Raw genomic sequence first — 16449 nt, forward strand, 5'->3', positions numbered from 1 at the left:
TATTTTAGCTGCGATTAATCTGCGTAGTTAAATAGTGATTTGACAGTGTCTAGGGTCTTGTCCACTTCCTGAATATTCGATGGACAGATAAAGATGGTGTCATCACCGGCAATGGTACCCAAAATACCTTCGGGCTTACCTATTGAGTCCAGCAATCTCGCGATAAGTTGGGCTGCTCCTGGACTGGTTCTGACGACGATCATAGATTGATTATGGTCTACATCCAGGACTAAGTTTTTCAGTGGGCTGCCCGCCGTCGGAACTCCGAGCTCGGCGGGTAAGCAGTAGACCATCTCTTGTTTGGCGTTGCGGGTACGCACTGCGCCAAACTTGCTCAACATACGTGAGACTTTGGATTGGTTAATATTGTTATAGCCCTCGGCTTGCAGGGCATTCACTATCTCACTCTGGGAGCCAAAGCGCTCCTCTTTCAAGATAGCCTTAAAGGTCTTTACAAGTTCGTCTTGATTTTTATTGGCTTGCATATCGAATTATTCTTATATTCAAAAAACTGGCTCATTGTGAATATTTTTGCGCCATTAGTCAAGTGTTATTCGGATTGTGTGAATAAAAATTCAGATTCTACTTGGTGTGTGGTTTGGGCGGGGGAGTGGAGCTAAGTGCGGCCACTATATCGCAAAAGGGGCGTAAATGGCAGCTTGCAACGATAAAATGAAATTATCTGGCCACACGACTAAGGGATAATTGAATTTTTACCGTGATTCCAGTAATGTTGCGCCATCGGTAAATCTAGATCTATATCACATAATATCCAAGAATTAACGGAGATAACTATGAAAGTTGCTGTACTTGGTGCCGCCGGTGGTATTGGCCAGGCTCTTGCCCTACTACTTAAAACTCAATTGCCTGCCGGTTCAAAACTATCCCTTTATGATATAGCACCAGTCACTCCTGGTGTTGCTGTAGACTTAAGCCATATCCCTACGGCTGTTGAAGTTAAAGGTTTTGCGGGTGAAGATCCGACGCCAGCGTTAGAAGGTGCCGATGTGGTACTTATCTCTGCAGGTGTTGCACGTAAGCCTGGTATGGATCGCTCAGATCTATTTAACATCAATGCGGGTATCGTTAGAAACCTGGTTGAGAAGTGCGCAGCAACTTGTCCTAAGGCGCTGATTGGTATTATCACTAACCCAGTGAACACTACAGTGGCTATTGCTGCTGAGGTGTTAAAAGCGGCGGGTGTTTACGATAAGAACCGTCTGTTCGGTGTGACGACACTTGATGTTATCCGTTCTGAAACTTTCGTTGCCGAAGCGAAAGGTCTGAATGTTGCTGACGTTAAAGTTAACGTTATCGGTGGCCACAGTGGCGTGACTATTCTGCCTCTGCTATCTCAAGTTGAAGGCGTAAGCTTCTCTGATGAAGAAGTGGCTGCACTAACTACTCGTATCCAGAACGCTGGTACCGAAGTGGTTGAAGCTAAAGCCGGTGGCGGCAGCGCGACACTTTCTATGGGTCAAGCGGCTTGTCGTTTCGGTCTGTCACTGGTTCGTGGCCTACAGGGCGAAGCGAACGTGGTGGAATGTGCCTATGTTGATGGTGGCAGTGAACATGCCGAGTTCTTCGCACAACCAGTACTTCTGGGTAAGAACGGTGTTGAGCAGGTACTTGCTTATGGTGAAGTGAGCGAGTTTGAAGCTAACGCTCGTGACGCTATGCTAGATACACTGAAAGCCGATATCACTCTGGGTGTCGACTTCGTTAAGTAAGGCGCAGTGTGAGTAAGGTTTAGTCCTGAATAAAAAATGGAGCCAATAGGCTCCATTTTTTTATGTGTGATGTTATCGACTCATTGCAAGCTTGAAGACTTGCTCGAATTAGTGATTGCGCGCGACAGCGATTTTAGCAAGCGATATCAGAGCCTGCTTGTAGTCGCTATCAGGAATAATGTCTAAGGCGCGTATCGCCTTCTCAGCCTCTTCCTGAGCCCTTTTCTCTGTATAGTTAAGGGCACCACACTCTTGTAGTGCATTTAGTATGGTTTCTATGTGTCCTGTACCGTCGCCTTGTTCGATCGCATCGCGGATCAATTGGCGTTCGACCTCATTTCCATTGGCGATGGCGTAGATCAGTGGCAGAGTAGGTTTACCCTCGGCTAAGTCATCACCTATGTTTTTGCCCAGCTCTTCGGTGTCGGCAGTATAGTCGAGTAGGTCGTCAGTAAGCTGAAAGGCTGTGCCTAAGTATTTACCATAGTCGGCAAGGGCGGTTTGCACCTCTATGCTGCTATCGGCCAGCACGCCAGCGAGACGTGTGGCTGCCTCGAATAGTTTGGCGGTCTTGCAATAGATCACCCGCATATAGCTTTCTTCGGTGGTGTCCGGATCGTTGCAGTTCATTAACTGAAGCACTTCGCCTTCGGCCAATACGTTAGTGGCATCGGCGAGCACCTCAAGAACCTGCATGCTCTTAAGCTCGGTCATCATCTGAAATGAGCGGGTATAGAGGAAATCCCCTACTAATACGCTGGCGCTATTGCCAAACAAGGCATTGGCAGTTTCTCGGCCGCGTCTTAACATAGACTCATCAACTACGTCGTCATGCAGTAGAGAAGCGGTATGAATGAACTCTACGATTGCAGCCAGTTTAAGATGTGCTTCGCCTTCGTAGTCGATAGCACGGGCAGCTAAGATAGAGAGCAGCGGCCGCATACGCTTGCCCCCGCCGTTGATGATGTAGAATCCGAGTTGGTTAATAAGGGCGACATCCGAATCCAACTGCTTATAAATAAGTCGGTCGACGGCTTTCATATCAGCGTCTGCCAGCTGACGAATGGCATTCAAATCCATATAATGGCTCTACTTTTAGGGTTGCGGAGTAAATCAGACAGCCCAAATTAAGGCGAAAATGTTATAATTACCAGATTCTACCTAAAAATGCCTCGCCTGACAGTAGCAGAAGAGTATTGTGCGAGTAATTCCGATCTTTTTTTGATCAAAGCGAATTAGGACTTGTCAGCCAGGCGAACTTAGCGTAAACTCCGCGACCATTGTCATTAAAGCTTTTATAGCACCCGGCCAAACAAAAAGGGTCTGCGTGCTAGAAATATCGGAGTAAAATAGCTATGTACGCTGTTTTTCAAAGTGGTGGTAAGCAACACCGTGTTGCTGAAGGCCATACTGTACGTCTAGAGAAATTAGAAGTTGCTACAGGTGAAACTATCGAATTTGACCAAGTTCTTTTGGTTGCTGATGGTGAAACTGTACACGTTGGTGCACCTTTAGTTGAAGGTGGTAAGGTTGTTGCTGAAGTTGTCAGCCATGGCCGTGGCGAAAAGGTAACTATCGTTAAGTTCCGTCGTCGTAAGCACCACGATAAGAAGATGGGCCACCGTCAGTGGTTCACCGAAGTCAAAATTACAGCTATCAACGCTTAATAAGGAGTCTGACTAATGGCACATAAAAAAGCTGGCGGTTCTACTCGTAACGGCCGCGATTCAGAAAGCAAACGTCTTGGTGTTAAGCGTTTCGGTGGTGAATCAGTTTTAGCTGGTAACATCATCGTTCGTCAACGTGGTACTAAGTTCCACGCAGGTGTTAACGTAGGTATCGGTCGTGACCATACTCTATTTGCACTATCTGACGGTAAAGTTAAGTTCGAAGTTAAAGGTCCTAACAACCGTAAGTTCGTTAGCATCGAAGCTTAATACTTAGCTCACCAAAGCTAGTTTCTAAAGCCCTGCCTCTGGTAGGGCTTTATTGTTTATGAAGAATATTTACTGGTGAAATGAGCCGAATCCTTGCTCCAGCACCAGTCCAGTATTGTCTTAGCCCCCTAGATGGCAGAGGCAGTCGCATCATTGTTTTTTGGCGGTACGATTCGATAGGCAGTATAATCGGTCTATTGTTCGGCGCCTGGAGTTGGTATGAAGTTTGTCGATGAAGCTGTGATCAGAGTTGAAGCTGGTGATGGCGGTAGTGGTTGCGTTAGTTTTCGACGCGAAAAGTATGTGCCTGATGGTGGGCCAGATGGTGGTGATGGTGGCGATGGCGGCAGTGTCTATCTGGAGGCCGACGAAAACCTCAATACTTTGATCGATTACCGTTTTGAACGTTTTCATTTTGCAGAACGTGGTCAGAATGGCCGCGGCCGTGATTGTACCGGTCATGGTGGTAAAGATCTTATCTTAAAGGTGCCAGTAGGGACCCGCGCTGTCGATGAGGAAACTCAAGAGGCGTTAGGGGATCTTAAAGCCCATGGTCAAAAGCTTTTGGTGGCCAAAGGTGGTTTCCATGGCCTAGGTAACACTCGCTTTAAGAGCAGTACTAACCGCGCGCCACGTCAAAAGACCTTAGGTACTCCTGGTGAAGTTCGTAGCTTGAGACTCGAGTTGATGCTCCTGGCTGATGTGGGCTTGCTTGGTATGCCAAACGCAGGTAAGTCGACCTTTATTCGCTCTGTGTCGCGTGCTAAGCCTAAGGTTGCCGATTATCCGTTTACCACCTTAGTGCCAAACCTAGGGGTTGTTACGCCAAGACATGGCCAGAGCTTTGTGATCGCCGATATTCCTGGATTGATCGAAGGCGCAGCCGAAGGTGCTGGCTTAGGTATTCGATTCCTTAAGCACCTCGAGCGTTGCCGTGTGCTGCTGCATATCCTGGATATCGAGCCTATCGATGGCACAGATCCGGTTGACAGTGCCAGAGCTATTGTCGGTGAGCTAGAGAAGCACTCTCCGTTGCTGGCCAGCAAGCCTCGTTGGTTGGTCTTTAACAAAACCGATCTGCTACTTGAGGAAGAGATTCAAGAGCGTGTCGATCGTATTGTAAAAGAGCTGGATTGGCAGGGAGAAGTTTTCTGTATCTCGGCCTATAACCGTCAAGGCACCCAAGAATTGGCGCTCAAGCTGATGGACTTTATCGACTCACTGCCACCAGAAGTCGAAAAAGATCCCGATGCAGAGGTCGAATTCAAGTGGGATAACTATCATCAGAAGAGTCAGGAAGTGGTCAACGAAGATTATGATGACGACTTTGACGATGATTTCGATGATGATGACTATGACGTCGAAATCATCTATCAAAGGTAAGCTCGTTAAGTTGCCACTTTCATTCTGAGAGAATTGTGTACGCCGATACTCAAAATGATATTACCCGGCAGGTCGTCCGGGTTGCTCAACTGTTACTGGCCTATGGCGCTGAGTCTGAACTCGTTGAAGAGATCAGTCAGCGTTTAGGTCAGGCATTAGGTCTCGCAAGCGTCGAGATCTCTATCTCCTCTAACTCACTCGTACTAACCAGCTTGGTGCATGGGCGTTGTATTACGACGACCAGACGGATTCGCGAACATGGTATCAACATGAGCATCATCTGCGAATTACAGCGGATCTGCCTGTTGACCGAAAAGGGGATCTACGGTCTCAATGAGGTGCGTAAGCGTGTCGCCCGTATTCAACCCAAGAGCTATCCCAAGCGCTATTTAGTGCCTATGATCGGCCTTTCCTGCGGTAGCTTTTGTCACTTGTTTGGTGGCGATACCATGGCAGTGCTGATCACCATATTAGCCTCCTCAGTGGGTATGTCGGTTCGTCTCGCTATTGCCAAACGACATTTTAACTTGCTGTTGAACTTTGCTGTTACCGCCTTTGTTACCACACTGGTGGCGCAGATGGGGTATCACCTGCATCTGACTGATACGCCCAAGTTGCCCATGGCTGCCAGCGTGCTGATGTTGGTCCCAGGCTTTCCTATGATCAACGCCATTTCTGATATGGTGAAGGGACACCTGAATGTTGGGATCTCTCGTTGGGGACATGCCACTCTGTTAACCGTGTCATCGGTTATTGGGATCACCATTGCCATGCAATTAGGAGGACTCTTCCTATGATGGATCTGCTCATTAAGCTGCTAAATGATGCTCTGTTCTCTGCGGTGCCTGCGGTGGGGTTCGCCATGGTATTCAATGTGCCGAGACGGTTCTTACCCTATTGCGCGCTTGCCGGTTCCCTAGGACATAGTCTGCGTACCTTGCTAATGCATTTTGGCATGCCGATAGAGTGGGGCACTTTTGTGGCCGCAGCCTTGGTTGGCGTATTAACCATAGGTTTTGCGAAGAGACATCTTGCCCCACCGCTCATGTATGCGGTTGCGGCGATCATCCCGATGATCCCTGGCACTTATGCCTACAATACGGTTATTGCTTTGGTTCAGTTGACGGCTATGTCTGAGGTGAGTCCAGAACTGACCGCCGAGGTGATCAGTAATGGTTTGAAGACTATCTTCATTTTAGGCGCACTTTCAGTGGGATTGGCTATGCCCAGTTTGCTCTATTTTCGTACCCGTTCAGTGATCTAATTCTTAATTAAAGAAACGGCAATAGACCGTTGGAGAGCCCATGAAAATTGCAATGATCGCCGCGATGGCGAATAACCGGGTTATCGGTAAAGATAATCAGATGCCTTGGCATCTACCGGAAGATCTGCGCCATTTTAAGCAGATGACCTTAGGTAAGCCGGTCGTAATGGGCCGTAAGACCTTCGAGTCCATCGGTCGACCATTGCCGGGTCGCCACAATATCGTGGTCAGCCGTCAGGCAGATTTGGTGATTGAAGGCGTAACCTGTGTGAGCTCTTTTGAACAGGCTAAGGAAGTCGTTAAAGGTTGTGATGAGTTGGTGGTGATAGGTGGTGGCCAGTTATATGCCGAGCTTCTGCCTCAAGCAGATATTCTCTATTTAACCGAAATTAATCTCGACGTTGCTGGTGATACCCACTTCCCCGAGTGGGACGATGGCAGCTGGCAGCTTCTTCAGAGTGAATCTCACATAAATGATAAAGGTTTGGAATATCGCTTTATCAATTTGGTAAAAAAATGTTAACTTATGGTGTTACCCCGAGTTGTCTTTAAGTTATCGGATTAGCGATAGCCTATTGAAAAAAATAATAAATATTATAGGAGTACCCGATGCGTTTTTTACCGACTACGTTAGCTGTAGTGATTGCAGCGTCTGTATATACCGTTCCGGCACCTGTACAAGCTAATGATCAACTTGTTGCGAATATCTGCAACTATGTTCAGGCTGATGACAAAAACCGTTTACGCAAAAAATTGAAAGAAGCCCGTGTAAAGTTACGAAACGTTTATGAAGGTGTGGCTTGTGAAGGTGATAGCCTATTACGTTTCGCCATGAAGAGCGGCGCCAATGACGTGGGTGAGTTTATGGCTAAGCGACTCTCTACCGAAGATTTAAGTGTTAAGGAAGCCGATGGTATGACAGTTGTCGAATGGGCCGAGGGTAACGGCCATGGCGGCAGTCCAATTACCGCTGCAATCAAGGAACGTCTTGCTGGTAACTAATCGTTAGAAGACTTTTCAGTTAGCCATAAAAAACCGGACTCAAGTCCGGTTTTTTTGTGGCTGCTCGGTAATTAAACCTTAAACTCACCTACAGAAGCCTGCAGCTCTTCGGCCAGCTGAGCCACCTGATGACTCGATTGAGCCGTTTGATCGGCGCCTGTGGCTGTCTCTTCAGAGATGGCGGCAATATGTTCGAGCTTCTCAGACACCTGCTGGCTAACCAGGTTCTGCTCTTGAGCCGCATTAGCGATATGAGTGCCTGAGTCATGGGCGAAATGTACCGCATTGCTGATGCTTTCCAGGGCCTCATTAGCCTGCTCAGTCTTCTCGACACAGCTATTGGCTTGTTGACGTCCCAGCTCCATTACAGAGACCGCTTCTTGTGTGCCCTGTTGTAGCACCTGGATCATCTGCTGGATCTCTTGGGTAGAGTCTTGTGTACGTGATGCCAGGCTGCGCACTTCATCGGCGACCACGGCAAAACCACGACCTTGCTCACCCGCTCTGGCGGCTTCAATAGCGGCGTTTAAGGCTAGCAGGTTGGTTTGTTCGGCAATGCCACGGATCACATCGAGGATAGAGCCGATAGAGGCGCTGTCTGAATGCACTTTATTGATCACTTGCCCCGCCTTCGAGACTTCGTCTGCTAAGGCGAGTATGGTGCGTTTATTCTCATCGGCGATGGCGCGCATGTGTTGGGCTTCTTCATCTGCCTGCCTAATCTGATTCAGAGCCTCATCGGCGCTAGTGCTCACCTGCATAGCACTCGAACTAAGCTGGGTGGTAGCAGTGGCGACTTGATCCACTTGGTTCTTCTGCTCCTGAATACCCGCCGTCGTTTGAGCCGTGATGGCTGAGGTTTCCTCAGCTGCGGCGGCCAGTTGGTTTGAGCGATCTAAAATGCCCTGGATCAGGGTGCGCAGGCTATCTACCAGTCGGTTACAGTTACGAGAAAGTTCGGCAAATTCATCATGACCGCTATCGTCGAGCTTATGAGTCAAATTCCCAGAGGCCAGGATGTTGAGGGCATTATTTACTTTATCGAGCGAATGCTTGAGCGGACGGATAACGGCGATACTCACCAGTACGGCGACGACTATGGCGATTAATACCAGCGCCAGGGTCTGATAACTGGCGCTATCGACTTTTTCGATCGCCTTGATACTGACTTCCTGTGAGGTCGACTCAATGGCTTTATTCAAGCTAGCCATGCTTTGATTGACCGCTGTGGCGTCAGACTCAACTGTTGTAAGGAGTTGACCGGCCTGCAGGTTGAAATCCAGCTGCTGTCCTTTACGCTTAAGGAGCGATTGGGGACCGTTAAGCATGGCAAAGACCTTACCCGCTTCGGTATTGATATTGTCCAGGATCTCTTGGTCGATAACGCCTTCCCAATGACGCTGAACGTATTCGAGCTTGTTTTGGGCTTCGCTGATGATGTAGTCAAGTTCCTTGAGAATCGTGTCGTACTTGGATTTTTCTTTACTATTGACTAGGTCATAGCTGCTGGTGATCAGGTTGCTGAAGCTATTGTCTATGTTGCTGGCTGTCGCGGCGATCTCCCTGTCTGTGGGATCTTCGCTTGTCTCCAGATCGATAAGATCCAGTAGGAGGGAGGCGGTATCATCAGCGGCGACTTCAAGGTTATCCAGGTCATCTATCAGAGACTCTTGAGTGTGCAGTGACTGCTCGCGAGCCTGCATCATTTTGAGGCTGTTGTCGGTAAAGGTTTGGTAGCTGGATCTTAGTGTTTTGATCTGATTCCCTAAGTTGGCTTCGTGTCCCTGAATAATGCGATTAAGCTGATCTAACTCACTCAGAAACCCTTTACTAAAGGTGGTAAATTGATTGCGAACTTGAGGGAGTTCTTTGGATTGCTTGCTATGGAAAGCCACTAGGAGTTGCTTCTCCTGTAGGGCAAGGTTTTGAGTCAGGCCATTGCTACTCTTTAGCGCTGGTAGGCTCAGGTCTTGCAAAACAAGGGTGCTACTCTTGATACTGTCGTTGGTGACCAGTGACGCCACTCCTAACACGATAAGCAGTAATGTGACGACGCTAAATCCACCAATGACTCGAGTGGCGACATTCAATTTCATAGGGCACTCCGGTTTTTGTTGTTATATCCCTAATTACAAAACATATTCTCAGGGGGTGCGGGTGATGCCCGCTAGCTTTGTATCGGCCAAACTTGGTTGTAGTTTAACTCTTTTTTAACTTATTTTGGGTAATTTTTTGATTTGATTCAAGATGCCAAAGGGTTAAATATTGACCCCAGCAACAGCCAGTGTCCAGTGCATGCAGGCCTATCTGGTCGACCTTGCCCATTAGTGCGGCCCAGTGACCGAAGACCAAAGTATGTTTTTCCATGGCCAAGCTTGGCTGCTTATACCAAGGGATAAGACCTACTTCCTCTCCCTGTGCTGGCGGCAGTTTACAATCAAAGTCTAATCGACCATCGGGATAAAGAAAGCGCATGCGGGTCAGGGCATTGATGGTATACACCCAGCGTGCCAGCCCCTGAGCATCTGGCTGCCAATGGCTAGATTCGTTGGTGTACATCTTGCTAATAAGGCAGTCGACATAGTCATCGCGGCTGAGAACTTGCTGAACCTGGCGAGACTCTTCTATTGCGGTTGCGGCGTCCCAGTGTGGCGGTATTCCCGCGTGGGCCATCAGAATGGCCTGGTCTGAATGTTCCCTGACCAAAGGCTGTAGCCTTAGCCAATCGATCAGCTGGGCTATATCCGGGGCGCTCAGTAAGGAGTCGAGGTGATCTTTAGGGTTAGGGCGTTTAACCTTGCCATGCAGCGCCATAAGATGCAGGTCATGGTTACCCAGTACAGGTTTTACGGCGCCTTCTAGCCCTTTGAGGTACCTTAGGGTTTCGAGCGACTGCGTACCTCTGGCGACCATATCGCCGACCACCCAGAGTTCGTCGGTCGAGGGATTAAAAGCCACCTTGGCAAGCAGGGCCTGAAGTTCATCGAAACAGCCCTGAATGTCGCCTACGAAATATGTCGCCATGAATTACCTGTATCCTTTAGTGCGATTAATGGAGCAGGCCGGGAGCTGCAAGACGGAAGGGGGCGATAGGGGCTTTAAAGGTTTCACCGCTTTCGGTGACCATCACGTAGTGGCCTTGCATCACGGCAAATGGCGTTTCACATACAGTGCCGCTGGTATATTGATAGGCGGTATTAGGCGCTATGGTGGGAGTTTCGCCGACAACGCCAGCTCCTTGAACCTTACTTTCATGGCCGTTGGCATCAGTGATGCTCCACATGCGGCTCTTTAAGGTCACGGGCTGATCACCTAAGTTAACTATGGTGATGGTATAGCTGAACAGGTATCTCTCTTCTTCGGGTGAAGATTGCTCTTCGATGTAGTCGGTTTTGACCTCAATTTTGATTGAGGATTCGAGTTGTTTCATTCGGATCCCTAAAGGTTAAAAAGTGGAGGTGCCAAGGCACCTCCACCTTGATTAGGCTTGTTTTTAATCTACCAGATGATTTGCCATGGCAACATATTGGGCCACAGTGATCTGCTCTGGACGCTTGCTGGCATCGATATTAAGCGTGCTGAAATCCTCGTCGCTTAATAGCTGCTTTAGATTGTTGCGCAGTGTCTTACGGCGCATATTAAAGGCCGTAGTGCACAGATGCCTTAACAGGTCTACATCCTTGCAGGGGTAAGGCTTGTTCTTGTAGGGCACGAGTCGCACAACCGCTGAATCGACCTTAGGCGGTGGTGTAAAACAGCCTGGCGGTACTTCGAGTACCGGCATGACCTGACAGAAATATTGTGCCATTACAGTGAGGCGGCCATAAGCTTTAGTGCCTGGCGCCGCTGAGAGTCTAAGTACCACCTCTTTCTGCAGCATAAAGTGCATGTTTTCAATATGATCGGCAAACTCAAACAGATGGAACATCAGCGGTGTTGAGATGTTATAGGGAAGGTTACCAAATACCTTCATCTGTTTGCCTTCTTCGACCAGCTGCATAAAGTCAAATTTCAGCGCATCCCCTTGATGGATCTCAAGCTTATCCTTGAGGAAAGGATGGGTCTGAAGGCGTTCAACCAGATCTTTATCCAGCTCAACGACTGTCAGTTTGTCTATGCTTTCGGCTACAGGTTCGGTGAGTGCCGCTAGGCCTGGGCCAATTTCAACCATCACGTGATCATTGTCCGGAGCGATGGCGCCCACTATGCGGTTGATCACATTACTGTCGGTCAAAAAGTTCTGCCCGAAACGTTTTCTAGCCGTATGGCCTAAATGTACTTTATTACTCATTACTACTCTTTAAGTGACTCATTCTTGGTGGCCAGTTCGATGGCCTTGTTTAGCGCACAGACGAAACTGCCGATATCGGCCTTGCCTGTGCCGGCCAGCTCTAATGCCGTGCCGTGATCGACCGAGGTTCGGATATAGGGCAGGCCTAAGGTGATGTTGACCGAACTGCCAAATCCTTGGGATTTTAATACTGGGAGCCCCTGATCGTGATACATGGCGAGGATCACATCGGCATCTTCCAGATACTTGGGCTGGAACAGAGTGTCCGCTGGCAGTGGGCCTACTATGTGCATGTTTTGTTCGCGCAGCTCGTTGAGTGCGGGAATGATGACGTCTATCTCCTCCCGTCCCAGATGACCATCTTCGCCTGCGTGGGGGTTAAGGCCACAGACATAGATCTTGGGGTTGTCTATGGCAAATTTGGTCACCAGATCCTGATGCAGAATCTTGATGATCTGATGCAGGCGGTCACGGGTGATCGCCTTAGAGACATAAGCCAGTGGAATATGTGTGGTGACCAAGGCAACTTGCAGGCCTGGCGCTGCAAGTAACATCACCACATCCTGGCAGTTAGCTTGATGGGCAAAAAACTCGGTGTGACCACTGAAAGGGATACCAGCTTGGTTGATGATCCCTTTGTGCACTGGGCCTGTAACCACGGCATCGAACTCGCCATTCATGTTCTTTTCACCGGCGTAAGCCAAGGTGTCTATGACATAGCTGCTGTTTTGCTCATCGAGTTTGCCGCATACCGCATCGTTGACCAGCGGGAAGGGCACTATGGTTAAGGTGCCCGCTTCTTGTGGTCTTGGAGGCTGACTTGGCTGATAAGGCCTTAGCTGAATCGGCAGGCCAATCTTTTTGGCGCGCGAGGTCAGCAATGTGGGGTCAGCACAAACAACAAGCTCAGCGGGCCAAGCGCGCTGAGCAAGTTGAATGACTAAGTCTGGGCCCACACCGGCAGGTTCTCCCGGTGTGATGGCGATGCGTTTAGTCGTCAATATGGTTAACCTCGATTAAAATCGGCATCGAATACTTCAATGTAAGCTTCTGCTCGCATTTCATCCAGCCAGTTTTGCAATTCTTCATTAAACTTACGGCGGAAGATGAGCTGATGTGCGCGATTAGTGTTAAATTTATCCGTTGCATCCGTCTTACGTTTCTCCTCTAACTGGACAATATGCCAGCCATGGCTAGAGCGAAACGGCTCACTGATCTCGTTAAGCTTCAGTGCGTTAAGTGTTTGTGCAAAGGCGGGTACATAGACCGATGGGTCTGCCCAGCCCAGTTCACCGCCCTTGGTTGCAGAGCCTGGGTCTTCGCTGTACTGACGTGCTAGGCTGGCAAAGTCGGCTTCGCCTGATCTTAGCTGAGCGACAAACTTATCCAGCATCGCCTTAGCGCGCTCTTCCGACAGGATCGGTGAAGGTTTGATCAGTATATGGCGTGAACGCACTTCGTCAATTTCTTTAGTTTGCAGACCACGGGCATCCATCACCTTGATGATGTGGAAACCGGCGCCGCTACGTACAGGGCCAATAATATCTCCAGTCTTGGCGCCTACTAATAGTTCGGCAAAGAGAGTTGGCATCTCATTGACGTTCATATAATCCCAGATACCGCCTTCGAGAGCCTTAGGGCCTGACGAGGAGGCGATAGCCGTTTGTTTAAAGTCAGCATTATCTTGCAGGCGTTTGAGTACGGCATTGGCGCGGTTACTGGCAGATTCAAGCTGTTCACTGTTGGGACTGTTGGGGACTTCGATAAGAATATGGCCTATCTGATATTCCACCTGTTGCATGCCCTGTTCTTCAATGAGCTTAACCAGGCTGTTGATCTCTTGTGGAGACACCTGAATGCGACGCTGAACCTGAATTCGCTGGATCTCACCTAGGGTGATCTCTTCACGCAGCTGTTCGCGGTACTGACTCCAACTGATACCGTCAGCTTCTAACTGTTCGCGCATCATATCTGGAGTCATTTTCTGTTCTTTGGCGATATTCTCAATGGTTTGATCCAGTTGTAGATCGCCGATGTGCAGACCAATACGGTCGGCCATCTGTAATTGCAGGCGAGTCATGATAAGGCGCTCGATCACCTGAGTGCGCAGTGCTTTATCTGAAGGCAGTGACTGACCAGCGGCCTTTGCATTGGCTTTCACTGTCTTCAACATGTTGACGATTTCGCTTTCCAGCACTATGCCTTCGTTTATTTGTACTGTCACCCTGTCGAGAGGGACGTTTTCGGCCATCGCACCGTGGCTCATCGCCAGTGTAAGTAAAGCAAAAATCAGTTGTTTACAGGGTTTCATCCACAAAAATCCTTGGCATATTCAGGTCGGTCAACACGCACGTCGACCGACGATGTAATTCGATTATTTTGATTGGACTACAAGTCCGTATCTAGGTTCAGCTTAAAGCGCACTAAATATCAAAAACTAGTTTCTCAGGTAGAGTGGCTTGCGATAGTTAAAGAGACCATCGTTGAGCATATCCGATACACCTAGTGGGCCTGAGCCTCCCAATCCTTTGATCACAAAATTCAGGTAGAAGCCGCTTTCGAATAGCTCTCTGTCATCGAAGGTCGGATCCAGGTTGTCATCATAATTGGTTTTAATGCGGTAATGATAACTTAAGCGCACGGCCCAGCAACAAGATTCGTATTGAAATCCTGTGTAGCTCTCGACACTACGATTCTCATTGAGATCGTAATACCAGTTGCCGACGATATACCAGTTATCGTTGATTGGCCAAGCGGCACGTAAGCCCGTCTGCGACACATTAACAGATTCGTTGGTGTTGCTGTTAACTAAATCGGGCACGTATCGATAGCTAAATTGCATGAGCTTGTTGACCCCAGGCCTGAAATCCAGGGTGACTTCGCTCTTCTTGTTGTTTTTGTTTTCAGTGTCATATTGAATGGCACCACTTAAAAACCAATCGCTGTATAACTGGGTGTTGAGTTCGGCCGCTAACACAGAGTTGGAGGTGTTTTGCTGCTCAAATATCTGGTTAGGGCGCGAGGGTTCGGTGATCCCTACTTTACTGTCTTCGAAATAGAAGATCTGCCCTAAGCTGAACTTAAAACGCTCTAGGTTGTGCTCATCAAACAGGCGTGTGGTTAAGCCTAAGGTCATCTGATTGGCATCGGCGATGCGATCTAACCCGGAGAAGCGACGATCCCTGAACAGGCCATAGTAGTCTTCTTGCAGCAGGGCGGTGTCATAGATGCCAATATTGGACTGATCTTCATATCCCACATACAGATACTGGAATTGTGGCTCCAGCGTCTGGCGATAGTTAACATCGAAGAAGTCGGTAAAACGCTCGAAGTTGATCTGGCCATGGATACGTACCTGAGGCAAGGTACGGCTGACCGAGCTGTCGAGTGGCTCGGTACCATTGTAGTTGGTGGTATCTTGCCAGTAGTTGGTTTGCATTAACTTAAGTTCGCTAGTAAGCGAACCTGCCGGGCCATGAATGGGTAGCGACACACTTGGCTCGATGTGCAAACGGCTGGCCGTGGCGTACTGGTTCTCTTTATGACGGAAGTTACTGGCTTCTCCTAAGAGGTTGAAATCTAGCCCTTTCCACAGTGCAGGCGAACGGTAGTTGAACGCTATCTGAGGCATCACCTGGTAAGGAGACTCATCTTCGCCCAACACCTTGATATCTTGCACCCTGGCCGAGAGATCCCAGTTGTCCTCGAAATAGGCTATTTCGCCAATGCGAGACAGTTGGTTGTCTGTGGCTCTCAAAACGTCCGATGGCAGATCATTGAAGTAGTTGTTGTCTGACACATCGGTAAAGTTAGCCAGTACTCGCCAGTTTTCGGCAATAGCGCCTTTATGCTGCCAGTGATAGAGGTAGCGATCGGCACGGTTTGGCACTAGCTGATCATTACCCAGATATTCAAGGTTGAGCTGGCCTTGCTGATCGTCGCCGGCGAGGTATCTAAATTCCGATTTTAAAAACAGACCGCGCGCCGACATGTAATGAGGCGTGAAGGTCAGATCATATTCAGGCGCAATATTCCAATAATAAGGCGTCGATATCTCGACCCCATTGGTGGTGCTGGTGCTGAAAAAGGGAAATAGGAAGCCGGATTTGCGCTTCTCTGAAACCGGAATCGTCATATAGGGTAGATAGAAAACGGGGACATCGCCTATTCTCAGCTTGGCATCCCAAAGTTCGCCCCACTCTTCACTGCTATCAATCTTAATGGTTTCTGCTTCCAGCAACCAAGAGGTGTCCCCTGGGGGACAGGTGGTAAAGCTGGTGTTAGACAGATGAAGGTTATTGTCCTGAGTAATTTCAAGGCTTTCTGCATCGCCGTGTATCTGCTGGCCGTGCATCCAATATTGGGCGCCGCTAAGCTTGGCACTGTTACTACGCATCTCGGCGCTGAGTGAGTCGGCGGTGACGGTAAACATATTGTCCTGAAACACCAGGTTGCCATTGGCATCCAGGCGCTCATTGGCTTGATCCAGCACGGCACTGTCGGCGGCGATATGGCGCCCGCCTTGACTAAAGCTCACATCACCGTCAAAGCTCGCCTTATCACCCATCTTGGCGGACGATGAGTCGGATACTATCTTTATTTGCTGCAGATTTAAGGGGCGCTCATCTGTGCTGGGCTCGGGAATAGGCACCGGAGGCAACACCAGGCACTGGGCACCGGGCGCGGGAGTGGTCTCTGATTCGTCTGCCAAGACTAGCTGCGGGAGTAGCGCCAATGCCAATAAGTAACGGATATGCATCTTTTATCGTTTTAGTGAATTCTTAGTCTAGACAAGTTATCGGTGAGAATAGTTGCATCCCCGTCGGGAAGCAACTTAGCAAA

17 protein-coding genes are annotated in these 16449 nt (G+C 48.9%); 8 read left to right on the plus strand and 9 right to left on the minus strand.

All coding sequences use genetic code 11. From position 1 onward, the window contains the following. Positions 1-14: 14 nt before the first annotated feature. Complete coding sequence (gene argR / locus NY07_RS03415) at positions 15-485, minus strand: transcriptional regulator ArgR (protein WP_033537949.1); 471 nt, start codon at positions 483-485, stop codon at positions 15-17. A gap of 309 nt (positions 486-794) precedes the next feature. Here argR and mdh point away from each other — a divergent pair, with 309 nt between their 5' ends. After that, a complete protein-coding gene (mdh, locus tag NY07_RS03420; RefSeq protein WP_033537950.1) occupies positions 795-1730 on the plus strand; it encodes a malate dehydrogenase in 936 nt (311 codons plus the stop codon). Positions 1731-1838: 108 nt separating this feature from the next. On the opposite strand, the gene ispB is transcribed toward mdh, so the two are convergent. Then, positions 1839-2810, minus strand: a complete 972-nt coding sequence (gene ispB / locus NY07_RS03425) for an octaprenyl diphosphate synthase (protein WP_033537951.1) — start codon at positions 2808-2810, stop codon at positions 1839-1841. A gap of 275 nt (positions 2811-3085) precedes the next feature. On the opposite strand from ispB, the gene rplU reads away from it, so the two are divergent. The 7 genes from rplU (at position 3086) to NY07_RS03460 (ending at position 7316) form a co-directional block, all read left to right on the plus strand. Beyond that, positions 3086-3397 (plus strand): 50S ribosomal protein L21, encoded by a 312-nt coding sequence (gene rplU, locus NY07_RS03430; protein WP_033537952.1) that lies wholly within the window; start codon positions 3086-3088, stop codon positions 3395-3397. A gap of 15 nt (positions 3398-3412) precedes the next feature. Next, on the plus strand, positions 3413-3667 hold the full coding sequence (gene rpmA / locus NY07_RS03435) for a 50S ribosomal protein L27 (RefSeq protein WP_033537953.1): 255 nt from the start codon (positions 3413-3415) through the stop codon (positions 3665-3667). A 219-nt stretch (positions 3668-3886) separates the two neighbouring features. Beyond that, entirely contained in the window at positions 3887-5050 is a 1164-nt protein-coding gene (gene cgtA / locus NY07_RS03440; RefSeq protein WP_033537954.1) for an Obg family GTPase CgtA, read from the plus strand. 35 nt (positions 5051-5085) lie between these two features. After that, positions 5086-5847, plus strand: coding sequence for a threonine/serine ThrE exporter family protein (locus NY07_RS03445; RefSeq protein WP_081953761.1), 762 nt, complete (start codon positions 5086-5088; stop codon positions 5845-5847). After that, positions 5844-6314: a threonine/serine exporter family protein gene (locus tag NY07_RS03450; RefSeq protein ID WP_033537956.1), complete on the plus strand. Its 471-nt coding sequence runs from the start codon at positions 5844-5846 to the stop codon at positions 6312-6314. The genes NY07_RS03445 and NY07_RS03450 overlap by 4 nt, the downstream gene beginning before the upstream one ends. 40 nt (positions 6315-6354) lie before the next feature. After that, positions 6355-6837 carry a type 3 dihydrofolate reductase gene (gene folA, locus NY07_RS03455; RefSeq protein ID WP_033537957.1) on the plus strand — a complete coding sequence of 161 codons (483 nt, stop codon included), beginning with the start codon at positions 6355-6357 and terminating at the stop codon, positions 6835-6837. Between the two features lie 86 nt (positions 6838-6923). Continuing rightward, the gene (locus NY07_RS03460; RefSeq protein WP_033537958.1) at positions 6924-7316 is read left to right on the plus strand and encodes a DUF3718 domain-containing protein; all 393 of its coding nucleotides are present in this window, start codon (positions 6924-6926) and stop codon (positions 7314-7316) included. Between the two features lie 71 nt (positions 7317-7387). Here the strand turns inward: NY07_RS03460 and NY07_RS03465 are convergent, their stop codons facing one another. The 7 genes from NY07_RS03465 to lptD form a co-directional block, all read right to left on the minus strand. Beyond that, positions 7388-9412, minus strand: coding sequence for a methyl-accepting chemotaxis protein (locus NY07_RS03465; RefSeq protein WP_033537959.1), 2025 nt, complete (start codon positions 9410-9412; stop codon positions 7388-7390). A 103-nt stretch (positions 9413-9515) separates the two neighbouring features. Next, complete coding sequence (locus NY07_RS03470) at positions 9516-10340, minus strand: symmetrical bis(5'-nucleosyl)-tetraphosphatase (protein WP_033537960.1); 825 nt, start codon at positions 10338-10340, stop codon at positions 9516-9518. Between the two features lie 25 nt (positions 10341-10365). Further along, on the minus strand, positions 10366-10746 hold the full coding sequence (apaG, locus tag NY07_RS03475; protein WP_033537961.1) for a Co2+/Mg2+ efflux protein ApaG: 381 nt from the start codon (positions 10744-10746) through the stop codon (positions 10366-10368). 63 nt (positions 10747-10809) lie between these two features. Then, complete coding sequence (gene rsmA / locus NY07_RS03480) at positions 10810-11607, minus strand: 16S rRNA (adenine(1518)-N(6)/adenine(1519)-N(6))-dimethyltransferase RsmA (RefSeq protein WP_033537962.1); 798 nt, start codon at positions 11605-11607, stop codon at positions 10810-10812. Between the two features lie 2 nt (positions 11608-11609). Beyond that, positions 11610-12608, minus strand: coding sequence for a 4-hydroxythreonine-4-phosphate dehydrogenase PdxA (gene pdxA, locus NY07_RS03485; RefSeq protein WP_033537963.1), 999 nt, complete (start codon positions 12606-12608; stop codon positions 11610-11612). 5 nt (positions 12609-12613) lie between these two features. Then, positions 12614-13918 carry a peptidylprolyl isomerase SurA gene (gene surA, locus NY07_RS03490; RefSeq protein WP_033537964.1) on the minus strand — a complete coding sequence of 435 codons (1305 nt, stop codon included), beginning with the start codon at positions 13916-13918 and terminating at the stop codon, positions 12614-12616. A 126-nt stretch (positions 13919-14044) separates the two neighbouring features. Then, complete coding sequence (gene lptD, locus NY07_RS03495; RefSeq protein ID WP_033537965.1) at positions 14045-16366, minus strand: LPS assembly protein LptD; 2322 nt, start codon at positions 16364-16366, stop codon at positions 14045-14047. Positions 16367-16449: the final 83 nt, after the last annotated feature.

This window comes from Shewanella sp. ECSMB14101 (genome assembly GCF_000773485.1).
GTDB lineage: Bacteria > Pseudomonadota > Gammaproteobacteria > Enterobacterales > Shewanellaceae > Shewanella > Shewanella marisflavi.

Coding starts and splice junctions, on each gene's coding strand:
- rplU (WP_033537952.1), top strand. CDS start 3,086: ATGTACGCTGTTTTTCAAAGTGGTGGTAAGCAACACCGTGTTGCTGAA.
- NY07_RS03465 (WP_033537959.1), bottom strand. CDS start 9,412: ATGAAATTGAATGTCGCCACTCGAGTCATTGGTGGATTTAGCGTCGTC.
- argR (WP_033537949.1), bottom strand. CDS start 485: ATGCAAGCCAATAAAAATCAAGACGAACTTGTAAAGACCTTTAAGGCT.
- NY07_RS03450 (WP_033537956.1), top strand. CDS start 5,844: ATGATGGATCTGCTCATTAAGCTGCTAAATGATGCTCTGTTCTCTGCG.
- lptD (WP_033537965.1), bottom strand. CDS start 16,366: ATGCATATCCGTTACTTATTGGCATTGGCGCTACTCCCGCAGCTAGTC.
- mdh (WP_033537950.1), top strand. CDS start 795: ATGAAAGTTGCTGTACTTGGTGCCGCCGGTGGTATTGGCCAGGCTCTT.
- apaG (WP_033537961.1), bottom strand. CDS start 10,746: ATGAAACAACTCGAATCCTCAATCAAAATTGAGGTCAAAACCGACTAC.
- rsmA (WP_033537962.1), bottom strand. CDS start 11,607: ATGAGTAATAAAGTACATTTAGGCCATACGGCTAGAAAACGTTTCGGG.
- cgtA (WP_033537954.1), top strand. CDS start 3,887: ATGAAGTTTGTCGATGAAGCTGTGATCAGAGTTGAAGCTGGTGATGGC.
- rpmA (WP_033537953.1), top strand. CDS start 3,413: ATGGCACATAAAAAAGCTGGCGGTTCTACTCGTAACGGCCGCGATTCA.
- NY07_RS03460 (WP_033537958.1), top strand. CDS start 6,924: ATGCGTTTTTTACCGACTACGTTAGCTGTAGTGATTGCAGCGTCTGTA.
- surA (WP_033537964.1), bottom strand. CDS start 13,918: ATGAAACCCTGTAAACAACTGATTTTTGCTTTACTTACACTGGCGATG.
- NY07_RS03470 (WP_033537960.1), bottom strand. CDS start 10,340: ATGGCGACATATTTCGTAGGCGACATTCAGGGCTGTTTCGATGAACTT.
- ispB (WP_033537951.1), bottom strand. CDS start 2,810: ATGGATTTGAATGCCATTCGTCAGCTGGCAGACGCTGATATGAAAGCC.
- folA (WP_033537957.1), top strand. CDS start 6,355: ATGAAAATTGCAATGATCGCCGCGATGGCGAATAACCGGGTTATCGGT.